We start from the raw sequence: 13,805 nt of genomic DNA on the forward strand, positions 1-13,805 counted from the left end.
GATGTTAAACACGCTTTCGGGCAGATTCCTGATCCTGACAACGGTCTTCGTGATGTTGGCCGAGGTGTTGATCTTTGTCCCCTCGATCTCTCGGTTTCGGCAGGACTATCTGGAGGACCGTCTGGAGCGGGCCCAGATCGCCTCGCTTGCGCTGTTGGCCGATGACATGATCGAAAGCAGCCTAGAGCGGGAGCTGTTGGAGAATGCGGGCGTTTATAACGTGGTGCTTCGACGCGACGAGATGCGCCAACTGGTGCTGTCCTCGCCCATCCCGCGCCCGATTGGTGCGACATTTGATCTGCGCGACGCCAGCGCGCTGACCCTGATTGGCGATGCGTTGATGCGCCTTTCGACGCCGGGCAACGACATCATTCGGGTGATCGGCGCACCGGTGCGGGATGCGGGTCTGCTTATTGAGATCACCATGGAGACCGGTCCGCTGCGGACGGCAATGATCGACTATGGCCTGCGTATCCTGCTGCTCTCGGCGGTGATTTCTGTGCTGACGGCGGTGTTGTTGTTTATCGCGGTGCGCATGGTGCTGGTGAAGCCGATCAAGGGTGTGATTGGCTATATGCAGCGCTATGCAGCCGCGCCCGAAGATGCACGTGGGATCATTACTCCGAAGGCCGGGGTGATCGAGCTGCGCGAAGCCGAAGAGGCGTTGCAAAAGCTCCAGACCGAGCTGACCCATGCGCTAAAGCAGCGCGAGAGGCTGGCGCAGCTTGGCGGTGCGGTGGCCAAGATCAGCCATGATCTGCGCAATATCCTCACCTCGGCGCAACTGTTCACCGACCGCATCGAGATGAGCGAAGACCCCCTTGTGCGACGTCTGGCGCCGAAGCTGGTGAATTCCATCACCCGCGCGGTGTCGCTCTGCGAGGGCACGCTGGCCTTTGGGCGCGCCGAAGAACCGGCGCCGACATTTGGCCGGGTGTGCCTCAGTGAGATCATTGATGATGTGGCAGAGAGTGAAAACCTCGTCGCCTCTGATGTGTTGGTGGAGATCGCCAATACTGTGCCGCTGCCCACGATGATCCGCTGCGACAAGGAACAGATCTTTCGCGTGATCATGAACCTCGTGCGCAATGCCCGGCAGGCGATCATCGCCACAGGGCGTGATGGGCGCGTTACGGTGTCCTTGCGCGAAGAAGAGGATGCGTGGTGGATCGAAGTGGCCGATGATGGCCCCGGTCTGCCGAAAAAGGCGCTCGACAATCTGTTCACCCCGTTTCAGGGCGGTGCGCGCAAGGGCGGTACCGGACTTGGGCTGGCGATTGCGGCGGAACTGGTCAAAGGGCACGGCGGACAACTGACGCTGGGCAAAACCGGCCCAGAAGGCACGGTGTTTGAGATTTGCCTGCCCAAAGGCGATGGCGCGGTTTAACTCTCTGATCTGCTGGGTTTGGGTGGTTGCGATGATGTCAGCCGGGGCAATTACAGAGTTCTTTGCGGGGGTCTTTGGTGAACAAACGCTGACCGGTCTAAGCCGTGGCCTGAATGCTCTTTATTGCGACGGCGGCATCCTCCAAGGGTCTCCTTTCTGCTAGGAGAATCTCTACCCTCGGAGCGATCAACAGGGCGCGCTGTCATAGATGGTTCAAAAAAGTTCTGATTTGGGGTTGCGCCCGTCGAGGGCCAGCTATAAACCCCGCCCTCAGTGGACCGATAGCTCAGCTGGATAGAGTACTTGACTACGAATCAAGGGGTCGGGGGTTCGAATCCTCCTCGGTCCGCCACTTCCCCCTTTGTTGAACGTCAGACGAAATTGACCTAGGCGTCATAAACTGACCCAATCCGCTGTTTTTGCCGTGTGGCTTGTTGCGTTGATCTGACCTTCCTTTGGGAAAATCAGGGCTGATTTGCAGGTTCAGACTTTGATGTCGCCTGTTCCTGCTGATCTGCCCGATGTTTCTAAAGGCCGGCGAACGCGGGAGGGGGCGAGGCAATGCTATTCGACCGGGTTGGTGCGGCCCGCAGGCGCAGCCGAGGACACGGGACACGGCCCGGTCTAATCGGATTGCCCGAGGGGGAGGGTAGCACCCTCTCCCTGACGGCCAGGGGCGTTTGGCTTGTCCAAATCCCGCTGGCCCACAAAACAGAAGCGGCGGGGCCATCAGGCCCGCCTCCGTGTTGCGGTCATTCAATTTTGAAAACTGAGTTCACAGGTTTGGGACCCAACCGCTAGTGCTGATACCCGCATCGATGACCGTAGCCAGCCCGAATACGACACTCATGCAAGGTGCAGCGATACCTTTGCTGCAAGCGCGAACGATCTCCTGAGAGCGGACCTTCGAACGGCTCCGATGACCAGGGCGATGCCGCGCTCAGCTCAGAGGTCGGCAAAGCGCAGATAGCGACCTTTGCAAAGCTGAGGTCTCCCTGGCGAGATGTGTGTTCCGACCGGCCCAATTGAGACGTCGAAAGGCTTCCTCGGATGCTGCGGCGCGGCCCGCCATAGCTGCCTTTTAACGCCAAGGCGGACCCGCGAGAAGAGGAAGTGAAAAGCGTCACCCTTGCACAGCGGAATCCTAATGTGATTAACTCTCAGTGGTTGCGCGACTGGCTGAATAGCATCTTTTCCCGTGTGACCAAAAAGATATGATAGATCATTGAGCTTACCCAATTGGAACATGGCTGGAGCTCTGCCCCCTGTGCGACCGGGAGCTAGTCCAGCGGGCCCTGACCGTTCGCCCTACGCAGTTTCGCTGCACGACCTTGTTAACAGGTTTGCTACTTCCCCCGAGAGAGCAGCAATACTAGAAGGCCTCATCGACTACCGTGCAGACCTCTACGCAACCGGCATCGTTGATGGTTTTCAATGGGTTAATGGCAGCTTCTTGGAGGACATCGAAACCAACCAAAGTCGGCCCCCAAATGATGTCGATGTGGTAACCTATATTGTGATACCAACTGGAACCTCTCAGGCTTCGCTACTACCTGCACTGGCACCGCTAATGGACAAAAACGCTACCAAGGCAAAGTATAAGGTCGATGCGCATGTTTTTAGCTTGCATCAGGTTACAATTCCAAACGTCTGCTATTGGTATAGTCTTTGGTCGCATCGGCGTGACGGCCTCTGGAAGGGGTTTGCGCAGCTTCCATTAGACCCTGTCAACGATTCTGCGGCCCAAACAGCCCTCGCACAGGTGACAGCATCAGGTTTTAAACCATGAGCACGCGCGCCGAAAACCTCAAAGCTGAAATAAAGCAAGTTCAATCTATTCTCGACGAAATACCGGAGGAGAATGTCATTGACCGATTCAGCATTGAACAAAGACTAGCGGAGCTGAATAGCAACCTCATGCTTCTGCCGGATGCTCGGCCGGAACCTGAGAAGCTTGCCCTAACATTTCGCGGTGAGCCGGTCATCGGAAGTCACGCCATTTCCGCCGATTTCGCCGGAAAAGCAGCTACGGCTTTTCATGACGCTTTTTCCGCTATTCTTGCGGGTATCAATTCGAGATTGCGTTACTCCGGCCCAATTCCAGACAAGGCGCAGTTCCCTTTGATGATTACTGGCACAGCTTTAGGCTCATTCGGCTTCGAGATGGAAGTGCCAGATGACCTGCCCCCCGCGAAATCCCTCACCATGATGTAGAGTCTGCCCAACCCTTAAGGAGCAGACGAATGCGGAAGAGCCGTTTTACCGAGGCGCAGATCATCGGGATGATCAAGGAGCAAGAGGCAGGCATACCAACGACGGAGGTGTGCCGCAGGCACGGGCTCAGCCCTGCAACGTTCTACAAGCTGAAGTCCAAGTACGGCGGCATGGAGGTGTCGGAGGCCGCGAGGCTGAAGGCGCTGGAGGACGAGAACGCCAAGCTGAAGCGGTTGCTGGCCGATACGATGCTGGACAATGTGGTTCTGAAGGATCTTCTGGGAAAGAACTGACGACGCTGACCAAGCGGCGAGAGGCAGCGCTCAGGGCGATGCGGGATCACGGCATCTCGCAGCGCCGGGCCTGCCGGCTTGTCGGTGTCGACCCAAAGACAGTCCGGCGCGAACGCCCGCCGGACTGCCCTGAGATCCGCAATGAGATGCAGCAGATCGCCGGAAAGCGGCGCCGGTTCGGCTACCGCCGGATTGGCGTGTTGCTTGAGCGCAAGGGCATGAGAATGAACCACAAAAAACTGTATCGGCTCTACCGGGAAGAAGGGCTGTCAGTGAAGCGGCGGCGCGGCCGCAAGCGGTCCCGTGGAACGCGCTCCCCGATGCCGGAGGCTGCGTATCCCAATGCGCGCTGGTCTCTGGACTTCCTGGCTGACAGCTTCGGGGCATCCCGGAAATTCCGCATCCTGGCAGTGATAGACGATTGCAGCCGCGAAAACCTGTGCCTGATTGCTGACACCAGCATCTCCGGCGCGCGTGTTGCGCGTGAGCTGGATGCGCTGGTGCGGATCTACGGTAAACCCGGATGCATAGTCAGCGACAACGGGACAGAGTTCACGAGCCGGGCCATTCTGAGGTGGGCCGATCAGAACGCAATTCCGTGGCACTATATCGACCCAGGGAAGCCGCAGCAGAACGCCTTTATCGAGTCATTCAACGGCAGCCTGCGCGACGAACTGCTGAACGAGGAGATATTTGACACCCTGGACGACGCCCGCCGGACGCTTGAGCAATTTGAGGGCTCCGCGCCCGGCGCGCTTGCCAAGCCCGAAACCGACGACTACCAAAATCAAACCCGCAGACTCTCGTCATGAACGAGGGACCAGTGGGGGGCAGGTCATTTCGATTGGCTCTCTCGATCATCTTCGACCTACATCGGGGGCATTTCGTGAGATCAGTTTCTTTTTGATTGGTTTTTTCACGGATGTGCTGGACGTGCGCACGCCGCGTTTCCTTGTTGGAATCCAAAGCGCTGCTGCGGAGTATGCGGGCAAAATCGCGAACCTCATTTTCAGTGAACCGAACGTCTGTCCGCGAGGCAATGTAGTTCGATAGCTCTCGTCTGTCCCAAAACACGTTAGCTGGCATTGCAGTTTTTGGTACCGCTGAGCCGACAAATGCTACAAGATTTTCTAGTTGATCTAGCCTGATACCAAGCAAGTCTTGGACGACTTTTACGTGATGGTAATTCTGACGAAGGGGATTCTGAAACTGTGATTTATGGCGACGCATGACCTGCGTCCAACGTCCTTGAGTTTCGCTACCGAAAATCCATCCTGACATGTTCTTGGTTTCAATCACGAAAACACCGAAACGTGACAAGACGATATGGTCGACTTGTGTCGTGCCATGGTTGGTTGGCAAGGTGAGATCTTCTAGGAGGATATAATTCTGTTCATCTAGTGTTCGGCTGAGCGACGCATTAACGCGTCGTTCGCCTTCTGCGCCAATCACTGTGGGAGAATTCAGGTAGAAGTAAAGAACTGCTACGCCGACCGCGAGCAAAACCAAAACTAGTTCCAAGGGCTTTATGTTCTCCGTCCAATGGCCATCTAAATCTGAGCATAATGCGAAATGAAGCGTGGGCTAAAAGCTGAAATACGATAACAGCGTGACGCGACCGACCGCTTTCGGTCAACGGCATGCGGCAGCCCAAGGTCGCCCGTGGGTCGAACTCCGCCTTTTGCGCTGCGCCGACGGGTGTGGATAGAAATGACCTCTGGAACCTTCACCCTGGGAGATCGGGCACATAGATCTGCTTCAAAGGGAGCATGGTCCTGTAGCGCGGCGACAGCTTGGAGTAGTTTTCGATCACAAGCTCCACAAATTGCTCGCCGTCAATCAGGCGGAGCTTGGGGCGGTTTCGTTCCAATTCCACGGATTGACGGCTGAATGATCCCAGTCCAATGAACAGCCCATACTCGCCTTCTCCCAAGGTTCCGAGCAATTGGTCCACTTCCGGGCGGGGTGTCTGATCGGTCTTGCGCTTGCACTGAACTTTCAAAATCGGCGGCTCGAACCCAAGCTTGTCACGATGCGCAATCACATCGACCCCGCCATCGTTCGAGCGTTGCGTGACGCGCGCGGTATACCCCATGCACTCAAGCAAATGCGCGACGAACTCCTCGAACTCGTAGCCTGATAGTTTGGTCATGATTTGACGGATAATAAAGTCCCCAGTCGTCAGCTCCGCCTGCTTGGAGACTGCGACTGTCGCTGTATCGTCGTCCTCTACTTCAACGGCAGGTTCATCCTCGGGCATAACTCCTGCGGAACCGGACACACCTAGTTTGCCGAGGAATGTGTCCGCACTTCTTTGGATCAAGAAGACAGTGATAAACGCACCGATCTCATTGAGGACGCTTTGCCCAAACTCGTTTCGGGGCAAGTGCAAAATCCATTCCACACCGCGGTGGTTCGGGTAGTCATCGGGATCATCAGCAATATGGTCAAAGGTGCCGGTAAATCTTCCGATGTTGACCATCCGGTCGTGTTTTGACGGATAAACAACGATGTCGCCCGCCTGCATTTCGTAAGCGAAGCGATATAGTATGCCTGCATCCACCGGCCGCGACCCGGCCTTCTTGTCCGGGTAGTGCTCAGCCAGCGCGGCCTTGATTGTTTCCCGGTCTGCGTATTGCCTTGGGTCGCCTAAGGCTGACCAACCTATTGCGACATAGCCCTCGTCCAATGGGCGATTGCCGACGTGCTCGCCCATATGGACGCCCCATACCCGCGAAATCTGTTTCAAAACGGCACCTCAAAATTTTTATCTAGTCAATGGCTTCTGCAGCGTCGAAGCAAGAAAAAAAGCCGCAAAGTCCCAATCTGCTCCAGGTAGCCACAGGCACCTGCATCCGCTCTGGGCGGTCATTCCGGCTGGCTGCTGATGCCGAAACGGCAGCTTCACGCTCCGCACTGCTGTCCTTGGCCTGCCGACGATGCTGCATAAAGCTATAGATGACCGCTTCGGGGAAGCTGCACTGCAGTGATGATCATCCCGGCGGAAGTCCGGACAGGGCCGCTAGTTCCTGGCGCAGGTAAGCGCGCTTATCGATATACGCGGTCTTCTGGGTCAGAAATGCTTGACGTTTGGGTCAGATTTGAAATACGCGTCTCTGCTGTTCCCTCAGATTTTGACCGTTGATTGAGTCAAAGGTGTCCGACGTTTCACACCCCTTGTTGAACGTCAGACGAAATTGACTTAGGCGTCATAAACTGACCCAATCCACTGTTTTGCCGTGTGGCTTGTTGCGTTGATCTGACCTTCCATTCGGAAAATCAGGGCTGATTTGCAGGTTCAGACTTTGATGTCGCCTGTTCCTGCTGATCTGCCCCAAGTTTCAAGCGGCGGGCGAACGCGGGAGGGGGCGAGGCAATGCTATTCGACCGGGTTGGTGCGGCCCGCAGGCGTAGCCGAGGGCAAAGGTTGGATGTCGCGGCTGCGCATTTGGTTATGGACGTCGTCGATTTTGTGCCCCTTGTCATCCAAGATGAGATCGAAACCGAGGTGATCGGATGCCTGACGGGCGAGTTGGCCTGTGCTTCCGTTGCTCTCATTGTAGAGCAGATGGCTCAGCGCGGTTGCTGGCAGTCGTGACCTGCCGCTTTTAAAGCCTGGCTGGCCTTTTTGGTGTCCGAGGCAGGTATCAGCACATGCTCTCCGTCAAATGTGCAGATGACAAAGACGCCAATGCCATTGGTGGAGAGTGGCGTGACCAAAGACTGAACGATCCCTGCCGCATCAAACGGGAAGGGGCCAATCGTACGCAAGCAAGCCCATCCCTTTTCTGTTTCAATTTTAGCCGGAACGCGATCTTCGAGACAAACAATGGTTGTCTCGTCGTCAGAGTAGATAACGGCCTTGAAGGCAGGGCCATTGAACCAATCCGGAATGGTGGCATTGGGGGCGAGGCGTGAGACAGCATAGCGCCCCGGAACGAAGTGTATTTTCAGAGCATTGTTCATGTGACGGCCTTCCACAGTTGAACTGAAGAAGGACATTCCCGGCTGCAATGTGCCGTCTCAAAGTGGGAGCTTCATCTTCCAAGATGGTACGTCTTCTTAGCGTAAGCCTATTGCTCTGCATCTCCAAGTGGGTATTCGCAAAAGAGTCCGTGCTGAACAAAGGGATACCCATTGGGGGTTACGGGGTGAGCCCGTCCAGTTGGGCCACCGCAGCCTCCGTACGTGCGAGCCAATCCTCACCTTCGATAAGCTGCCAATCTGCGCCAAACGTGTCGAGCCATGTGATGAGCCGGTCGGTGAACCATCCCCTGTGCGCGGTGTCGGCAAAGTAGCGCGTTCCGTCATCCTGCCATGGCACCGCATGATCGAGCAGAAGGTAGGTTTTGCCTGCAACGGCGGCTCTTGCCTGATCGACAAGCATCTCTGGAATCTGTCCGAGCAAGGCCTCAGCCCAGACCAATGTCTGGACCGCATCGGTGTCCTCAACAACAATTGGGCCGCCACGTTTTGCGATTGAGTTTGCCACCGCGATATGGCCAGCGACAATGGCTTCGAAATCTGCTGCGTGCCATTTTTGCCCATGTCGGAACACCGCGTCATATTCACGACCGTATTCAGGGACCGGCGCTGCCGAGAGCCGGGCGGCCAAGGTTTGGGCTAATGTGGTTTTGCCGGTGCTTTCTGCGCCAAGCAAAACGAGGCGACGCTGATAATGGCTGCGCACGGGGCCGGGCACATGATCCCATTTCGCCCATGGGTCCTGTCGAATGGCGGTGGCGGAAACAGGAACAATTCGGCGTTCAGAATCCACTGGGAAGGGCTGCGCGCCGACCTCTTGCGCGAGACGGTGGACGTATCCTTCCGATCCAAACACCCAGTCAATTGGCTCGGGGTGGAACTCTGTGATGGCCGCACGCCAGATCTGCCAAAAATCGGGGTGATCTTCAGGTGCCTGGGGGATGTCGCGATGTAGGTGAAGTACGCGATATTCAGGATGCGGTAGGCAGGCCCGCATCCATTTGGCGCGCAAGTGCCCGTTGATCGGTTCTGCGTCATGGCTGCAGACCAGCACGGTCATTACATCGCACCGCGCTTTACCCACTTCGGCGCAGAACAGATGCCCCGCATGCGGCGGCATGAACTTCCCAAGCAAGAAACCGTGCGTTGTCATGGTGCAGCGTGCTGAATTGGTGCCCGGCGCCACTGGATCAATCCTGTGATCGCAAGCCCCAAGAAAATCACATAAAGGGCAGCTGTTGGTTCCAGCCCGCGTGTGTAGAAGAGGCCAATCGCCAAGATATCTACCGCGATCCACAAGTACCAGCTTTGCAGGTGTCTGCGCGACAAGAGAAATTGCGCAGAGATGCTAAGCGCTGCAATGGCAGCATCCCAGAACGGTGCGGCGGCATCGGTATAGGTCGCCATCAAGGTTGCAACGAGCAACCACACCACAGCGGTGGCACCGAGGTAAAGTGCGAAGGTGGCGCTACGCAAGGGCGCAACGACGACGCGACCGTCCTGAGCGCGTCCTTTCAGCCAGATGTTAAGGCCGTAGATCTGAATGATGAAAAAGTAAATTTGCAGAAGTGCGTCACTGTAGAGCCGGTATTCCCAGAAGATAAAGAAGTAGAGCGTCACCACTGCAAAACCAAATGGGTAGTTCCAGATGGAGCGCCGGATGATCAGGCTGACGTTCAAAATCCCGCAGACAACCGCAATCCACTCAACGGGGCGGCTTCCGACCATGCCCCAAAAAAACTCTAACATATTCGTATCCTGCTCAGAAATTACAGGCAGGTTAAACCAAAACAGGCTGCCGCGATGCAACTGCCAAGTTGTGAAAGTCGCAGCGCATGCGGTTAAGGCGCACCGGCTCTGATTTACAGAATCCGGTCTTGCTGCAAGGAGCGAGCCGCTTGTGCCCACGGGGCGCTTTCGCGCGCAGTTGCACAAAAGGGCAGGAGGGGTCTTCCCATCCTGCCCGTTTCTTGTCTGCGTCTTACCAGTGTTAGCTGCGGCCTTTCTTGCGTTCTCGCCAGAACGGCGGCACATCGCCGGCCATGATGCAGCCGTAGGGATCGATGTAGTCTTCGATCTCGGCCAGACCGTAGTCTTTGATCTGCTCGACCACGGAGGCCGCGCTTTTATAACTCGACGGCAATTCAGAAGCGTCGACACCTCCAGCGTGAAAGCGCACATCGAGACCTTTGGTCTCCGCCTTTAGTTGCTCTTGTGGTGTCACCTCCCCCATACGGCGGCGATGTTCGGAGCGCGAGAAGTTGCGTCCTGCACCATGCGGGCTGAAGCCCAGAGCGTGCTTGGCGTCGGCCCCCCGCACCACAAGCACGGGTTCCGACATATTGAGCGGAATGAGCGTCTGGCCCGTTGCGTCAGGTGCGTAGTCATCCCATGCAGGGGTTGCGCCTTTGCCGTGATAGAAAAGACCGTCACGCTTGAAGACAAAATTGTGCTCGTTCCAGATCCGCTCCCCGACATCTCCTATGCGACCGGCCTCGATGGTCGCCTGATGGAGCGCGTTGTGGTTTGCCTTAGTCCATTTGCGGATCAGCTGGAGAGCCTCCCAATATGCAATGCCCTCGTCACTGTCAGCCGGAATCCAGGCGTTTTGCTTCAGCGTCTCTGGCGAGAGGCGTTTGCGAAACTTTTGCGCCACTTCCATGCCGAGCTTGTAGAGTACAGCGCCCGGACCACGCGACCCGTGATGGGTCACCATGGCCACGCGCCCAGAGCTGCGCGCACGCCCCACAAAGAGGAAGTGGTTACCGTCCCCTTGTGTGCCCATGTGCTCCTGCGCCATCCGCAAGATTTTGGGGTGATTCAGAAACCGGTTTTCGCGAAATGCGTCCAGCAATTTGAGCGAGGTTGTGAAACGTGCGCCATTGCGCCGCCCGCCGGGGCCAAAATGTGTCACGGATTGCGCCGCATCCAAGACGGCCTTTGGATCCACATCGCCTAGATCGCTCATCATCACCGAACAACAAATGTCGGCCGAGTGCATGCCGGGGTGGATTGCGTTCTTTGTCGCCACGATACCGCCGACCGGGATCGTGCCCAGCGGACCTGCGGGACAGGCGTCAGGCATCACAGCGCCGCTGACCACGGTGGGGGTGCGCATCAAAACCGTCATGGTCTCACGCACTTTAGTGGTGTTGCCTTCTTCGTCCGGTGTTTCGGCACGAATGTTTTCATGAAACGGCACCGCCCCTGCAGCATGGAGAGGGAGTTTCGGCAGCGCCTTTGGCCGCTCCTGATCGAGTGTCGCGCGGATTTTCTCTGCATCTGCGCCGTCGGCCATCATCGCCTCTGCGCGCGCAATAAGAGCTGGGAATTGTGCTCCGGGGATATGCCCCCATGCAACCAGCTCTTTGCCAGTAATCGGCGTCATCGTTGTATCTTTTTCCATCTCAACCACTTGGCCCTTGGGCTCAAGCCTTTCGTCTAAAATAGGGTGCGAAGTGCTGGGGGCTTTGGGAATGGGCCCAAGGCCCCCAGCGTTTCAGCGGACACGGATTTGCCCGCTCTTCTCTCTCTTCACTCTTTCGGTGCCCTGTTTGTTGCAGGGTGCGGTGCTTCGCCAAAGGTGAAAATGAAAGTGACGTAAGTTGCTGATAAGAATGGAAAATGCGCTGAATTGCGTTATGGGCCTGCTTCGTATATTATAAAAATAAATCGTAAGTTATAGAAATTGATATAGTGCAGAGCGTCGTAATCGGATTTCTGGGAGTCAAGCTCGACGTCGGTAAGAACCGGCGCTGGAAGCCTACGCTATCACTCGTCGAACATGACGAATTTCATGTGGATCGGCTCGAGCTGCTTTATGATTTTAAGTTCAACCGTCTGGCGCATGCGGTAAAGCGTGAGATCGAAGCGGCTAGCCCGGACACCGAAGTGGTACTCAACCGGCTTGATCTCAGTGATCCTTGGGATTTTGAGGAGGTCTACGCCAAGCTTTTTGACTTTGCCCGTGGCTATGGTTTTGATGAAGATCGTGAGCGCTATCACATCCATCTGACCACGGGGACGCATGTCGCACAGATTTGCTGGTTCCTTCTGGCCGAAAGCCGCCATGTCCCGGCTCTGCTGTTGCAAACCGGGCCGCCGCTTCATGAAGATGAACTGGCGAAGCTCGATATTATTGATCTGGATCTGCGGCGTTATAATGCGCTGCAGCATCGGTTCGATCTGATCGCGCAGGAATACAGTGACCTGCTGAAAGGTGGGATTGAGACCCGGAATACTGCGTATAATGGGCTGATTTCCCAGATCGAACACGTCGCAGGCGCGACGCGCGCGCCGATCCTGCTATTGGGCGAGACCGGCACCGGGAAGACCCAACTCGCTGAACGCATTCATACGCTAAAGCTCGACCGGCGAATGATTAAAGGGCGGATGGTGCATGTGAACTGCGCCACGCTCAGTGGGGCCGACGGGATTGCCATGCTTTTCGGCCAGCGTCGCGGGTATACGGGGCAGGCAGGGTCAGAGCGCAACGGCTTGCTGCGCGAGGCGGATGGCGGTGTCCTGTTTCTTGATGAAATTGACGAGTTGGGCCTGCGCGAACAGGCGGTCATCCTGCATGCAATCGAGACGGGGCGCTATTATCCACTGGGGGCAGATTATGAGGTCACCAGTCAGTTTCAAGTGATTGCCGGGGCGAACCGTGATCTGCGCAAACTGGCGGCGGATGGCCTGTTTCGGCAGGATCTCTTGAGCCGCCTGACAGCATGGACGTTTGAAATCCCGCCGTTGCGGCAGCGTCGCGAAGATATTGAACCCAACCTCATCTTTGAGTTGGCGCGGGCAGAGCGTGAGTTGGGCGTGCAATATGGGTTTAATCTTGATGCGCGGGAGCGGTATCTGAAATTCTGTCGTGACCCGGCCACGCTCTGGCCGGGTAACTTCCGTGATTTCGGGGCCTCGGTGCGGCGCATGTGTATCCTGGCGGCGCGTGGGCGGATCACCCGAGCAATGGTCGAAGAAGAAATTCGCCGTCTGCGCGGGTTGTGGTCGGCCTCTCAAAGCGATCCGGATTTGAAACTTCTGGCTGACCTCCTTGGGCCGCAAGTCGATGACATCGACCTTTTTGATCGTGCGCAACTGGCCGAAGTGATCCGTACCTGCCGGCAGAGTGCCAGCCTGAGTGAGGCCGGGCGCAACCTCTTTGCGCAGTCCAGAAACCGCCGCAAATCTACCAATGACGCCGACCGGCTGCGTAAATACCTCGCCAAATTCGGCATCGACTGGGACCAGGTGAACGGCGCTTGAGCACTGCGTGCCGGGAATGCGTGACGGTAGCGGTGCCCATATGGGGGCAAAAACACTGGGCGAGGATTGGGTGTTTTGGTTACAAAAGGCTATGACACCGCCGTTTATCCATACCGAACGATTGCTGTTGCGGGGCTGGACGCCCGATGATCTTGCACCGTTTGCGGCCATGTGCGCCGATCCAGAGGTCATGCGCTACATTAGAGATGGAAAGACCCGCACTCGGGATCAGTCCGCGCGCTCTATTGCGTCGTTTCATCAAGGGTGGCGCGTGCGGGGCTATGGCCTATTTGCGGTTGAGGCCAAAGATACAGGGGATCTGATCGGTTTTGCCGGCTTGTCGTCGCCGGACTTTTTGCCAGAAGTGTATCCTTCTGTCGAAATCGGCTGGAGGTTTTCAAAACCAAACTGGGGCAGGGGGTACGCCAGCGAAGCAGCGGCGGCGGCGCTCGCATTTGGTGTGAAAGAGCGGGGCATCACCGATATCGTTAGCATATGCCAGATTGAAAACGGTGCGTCGGCGCGCATTATGCAGAAGCTCGGGATGGTCTTTGACCGAAGAACCACCGACCCAAGTTGCGGGCACACGGTGGATGTTTATCGTCTTCCGCAGGGTTGAGAACTGGCAGCTCCCAGATAAATTGCCGGAATGGCGCGAT

Annotated in this window: 11 protein-coding genes, 1 tRNA gene and 1 pseudogene; 7 read left to right on the forward strand and 6 right to left on the reverse strand. The window is 56.7% G+C overall.

Features of this window, described 5'->3' with window-relative positions; all coding sequences use genetic code 11:
- Position 1 precedes the first annotated feature (1 nt).
- From QNI81_RS01305 to QNI81_RS01320, 5 genes are all read left to right on the forward strand, one after another.
- A complete protein-coding gene (locus QNI81_RS01305) occupies positions 2 to 1,387 on the forward strand; it encodes a sensor histidine kinase (RefSeq protein WP_283967100.1) in 1,386 nt (461 codons plus the stop codon).
- Positions 1,388 to 1,662: 275 nt separating this feature from the next.
- Positions 1,663 to 1,739 (forward strand) — tRNA-Arg (locus tag QNI81_RS01310).
- 894 nt (positions 1,740 to 2,633) lie between these two features.
- Positions 2,634 to 3,176 (forward strand): DUF6932 family protein, encoded by a 543-nt coding sequence (locus tag QNI81_RS14755; protein ID WP_502999757.1) that lies wholly within the window; start codon positions 2,634 to 2,636, stop codon positions 3,174 to 3,176.
- Complete coding sequence (locus QNI81_RS01315) at positions 3,173 to 3,601, forward strand: hypothetical protein (protein WP_283967101.1); 429 nt, start codon at positions 3,173 to 3,175, stop codon at positions 3,599 to 3,601. The genes QNI81_RS14755 and QNI81_RS01315 overlap by 4 nt, the downstream gene beginning before the upstream one ends.
- 29 nt (positions 3,602 to 3,630) lie before the next feature.
- A protein-coding gene (locus QNI81_RS01320) for an IS3 family transposase (protein WP_283966187.1) occupies positions 3,631 to 4,706 on the forward strand; the annotation gives its coding sequence in 2 pieces (ribosomal slippage) (positions 3,631 to 3,880 and positions 3,880 to 4,706; 1,077 coding nt in all).
- 361 nt (positions 4,707 to 5,067) lie between these two features.
- Here QNI81_RS01320 and QNI81_RS14760 read toward each other — a convergent pair.
- The 6 genes and pseudogenes from QNI81_RS14760 to QNI81_RS01345 form a co-directional block, all read right to left on the reverse strand.
- Positions 5,068 to 5,346 (reverse strand): annotated as a pseudogene (locus tag QNI81_RS14760) (nuclease-related domain-containing protein); the annotation flags it as partial.
- 274 nt (positions 5,347 to 5,620) lie between these two features.
- Complete coding sequence (locus tag QNI81_RS01325) at positions 5,621 to 6,643, reverse strand: restriction endonuclease (protein ID WP_283967102.1); 1,023 nt, start codon at positions 6,641 to 6,643, stop codon at positions 5,621 to 5,623.
- An 824-nt stretch (positions 6,644 to 7,467) separates the two neighbouring features.
- The gene (locus tag QNI81_RS01330; RefSeq protein WP_283967103.1) at positions 7,468 to 7,860 is read right to left on the reverse strand and encodes an ACT domain-containing protein; all 393 of its coding nucleotides are present in this window, start codon (positions 7,858 to 7,860) and stop codon (positions 7,468 to 7,470) included.
- A 178-nt stretch (positions 7,861 to 8,038) separates the two neighbouring features.
- On the reverse strand, positions 8,039 to 9,031 hold the full coding sequence (locus tag QNI81_RS01335; RefSeq protein ID WP_283967104.1) for an AAA family ATPase: 993 nt from the start codon (positions 9,029 to 9,031) through the stop codon (positions 8,039 to 8,041).
- Positions 9,028 to 9,627 (reverse strand): nicotinamide riboside transporter PnuC, encoded by a 600-nt coding sequence (gene pnuC, locus QNI81_RS01340; protein WP_283967105.1) that lies wholly within the window; start codon positions 9,625 to 9,627, stop codon positions 9,028 to 9,030. The genes QNI81_RS01335 and pnuC overlap by 4 nt, the downstream gene beginning before the upstream one ends.
- 241 nt (positions 9,628 to 9,868) lie before the next feature.
- On the reverse strand, positions 9,869 to 11,266 hold the full coding sequence (locus QNI81_RS01345) for an RtcB family protein (RefSeq protein WP_283967106.1): 1,398 nt from the start codon (positions 11,264 to 11,266) through the stop codon (positions 9,869 to 9,871).
- A gap of 308 nt (positions 11,267 to 11,574) precedes the next feature.
- Between QNI81_RS01345 and rtcR the strand changes: the two genes are divergently transcribed.
- Positions 11,575 to 13,146 (forward strand): RNA repair transcriptional activator RtcR, encoded by a 1,572-nt coding sequence (rtcR, locus tag QNI81_RS01350; protein WP_283967107.1) that lies wholly within the window; start codon positions 11,575 to 11,577, stop codon positions 13,144 to 13,146.
- Positions 13,147 to 13,186: 40 nt separating this feature from the next.
- Entirely contained in the window at positions 13,187 to 13,765 is a 579-nt protein-coding gene (locus QNI81_RS01355) for a GNAT family N-acetyltransferase (protein ID WP_283967108.1), read from the forward strand.
- Positions 13,766 to 13,805 lie beyond the last annotated feature (40 nt).

The sequence above is a fragment of the Tritonibacter sp. AK171 genome, from assembly GCF_030127025.1.
GTDB lineage: Bacteria > Pseudomonadota > Alphaproteobacteria > Rhodobacterales > Rhodobacteraceae > Epibacterium > Epibacterium mobile.

What these genes read in the sequence shown, in the direction of transcription:
- QNI81_RS01355 (WP_283967108.1), top strand. Translation starts at nt 13,187, where the DNA reads ATGGGGGCAAAAACACTGGGCGAGGATTGGGTGTTTTGGTTACAAAAG.
- QNI81_RS01335 (WP_283967104.1), bottom strand. Translation starts at nt 9,031, where the DNA reads ATGACAACGCACGGTTTCTTGCTTGGGAAGTTCATGCCGCCGCATGCG.
- QNI81_RS01305 (WP_283967100.1), top strand. Translation starts at nt 2, where the DNA reads ATGTTAAACACGCTTTCGGGCAGATTCCTGATCCTGACAACGGTCTTC.
- QNI81_RS14755 (WP_502999757.1), top strand. Translation starts at nt 2,634, where the DNA reads ATGGCTGGAGCTCTGCCCCCTGTGCGACCGGGAGCTAGTCCAGCGGGC.
- QNI81_RS01315 (WP_283967101.1), top strand. Translation starts at nt 3,173, where the DNA reads ATGAGCACGCGCGCCGAAAACCTCAAAGCTGAAATAAAGCAAGTTCAA.
- QNI81_RS01330 (WP_283967103.1), bottom strand. Translation starts at nt 7,860, where the DNA reads ATGAACAATGCTCTGAAAATACACTTCGTTCCGGGGCGCTATGCTGTC.
- pnuC (WP_283967105.1), bottom strand. Translation starts at nt 9,627, where the DNA reads ATGTTAGAGTTTTTTTGGGGCATGGTCGGAAGCCGCCCCGTTGAGTGG.
- QNI81_RS01345 (WP_283967106.1), bottom strand. Translation starts at nt 11,266, where the DNA reads ATGACGCCGATTACTGGCAAAGAGCTGGTTGCATGGGGGCATATCCCC.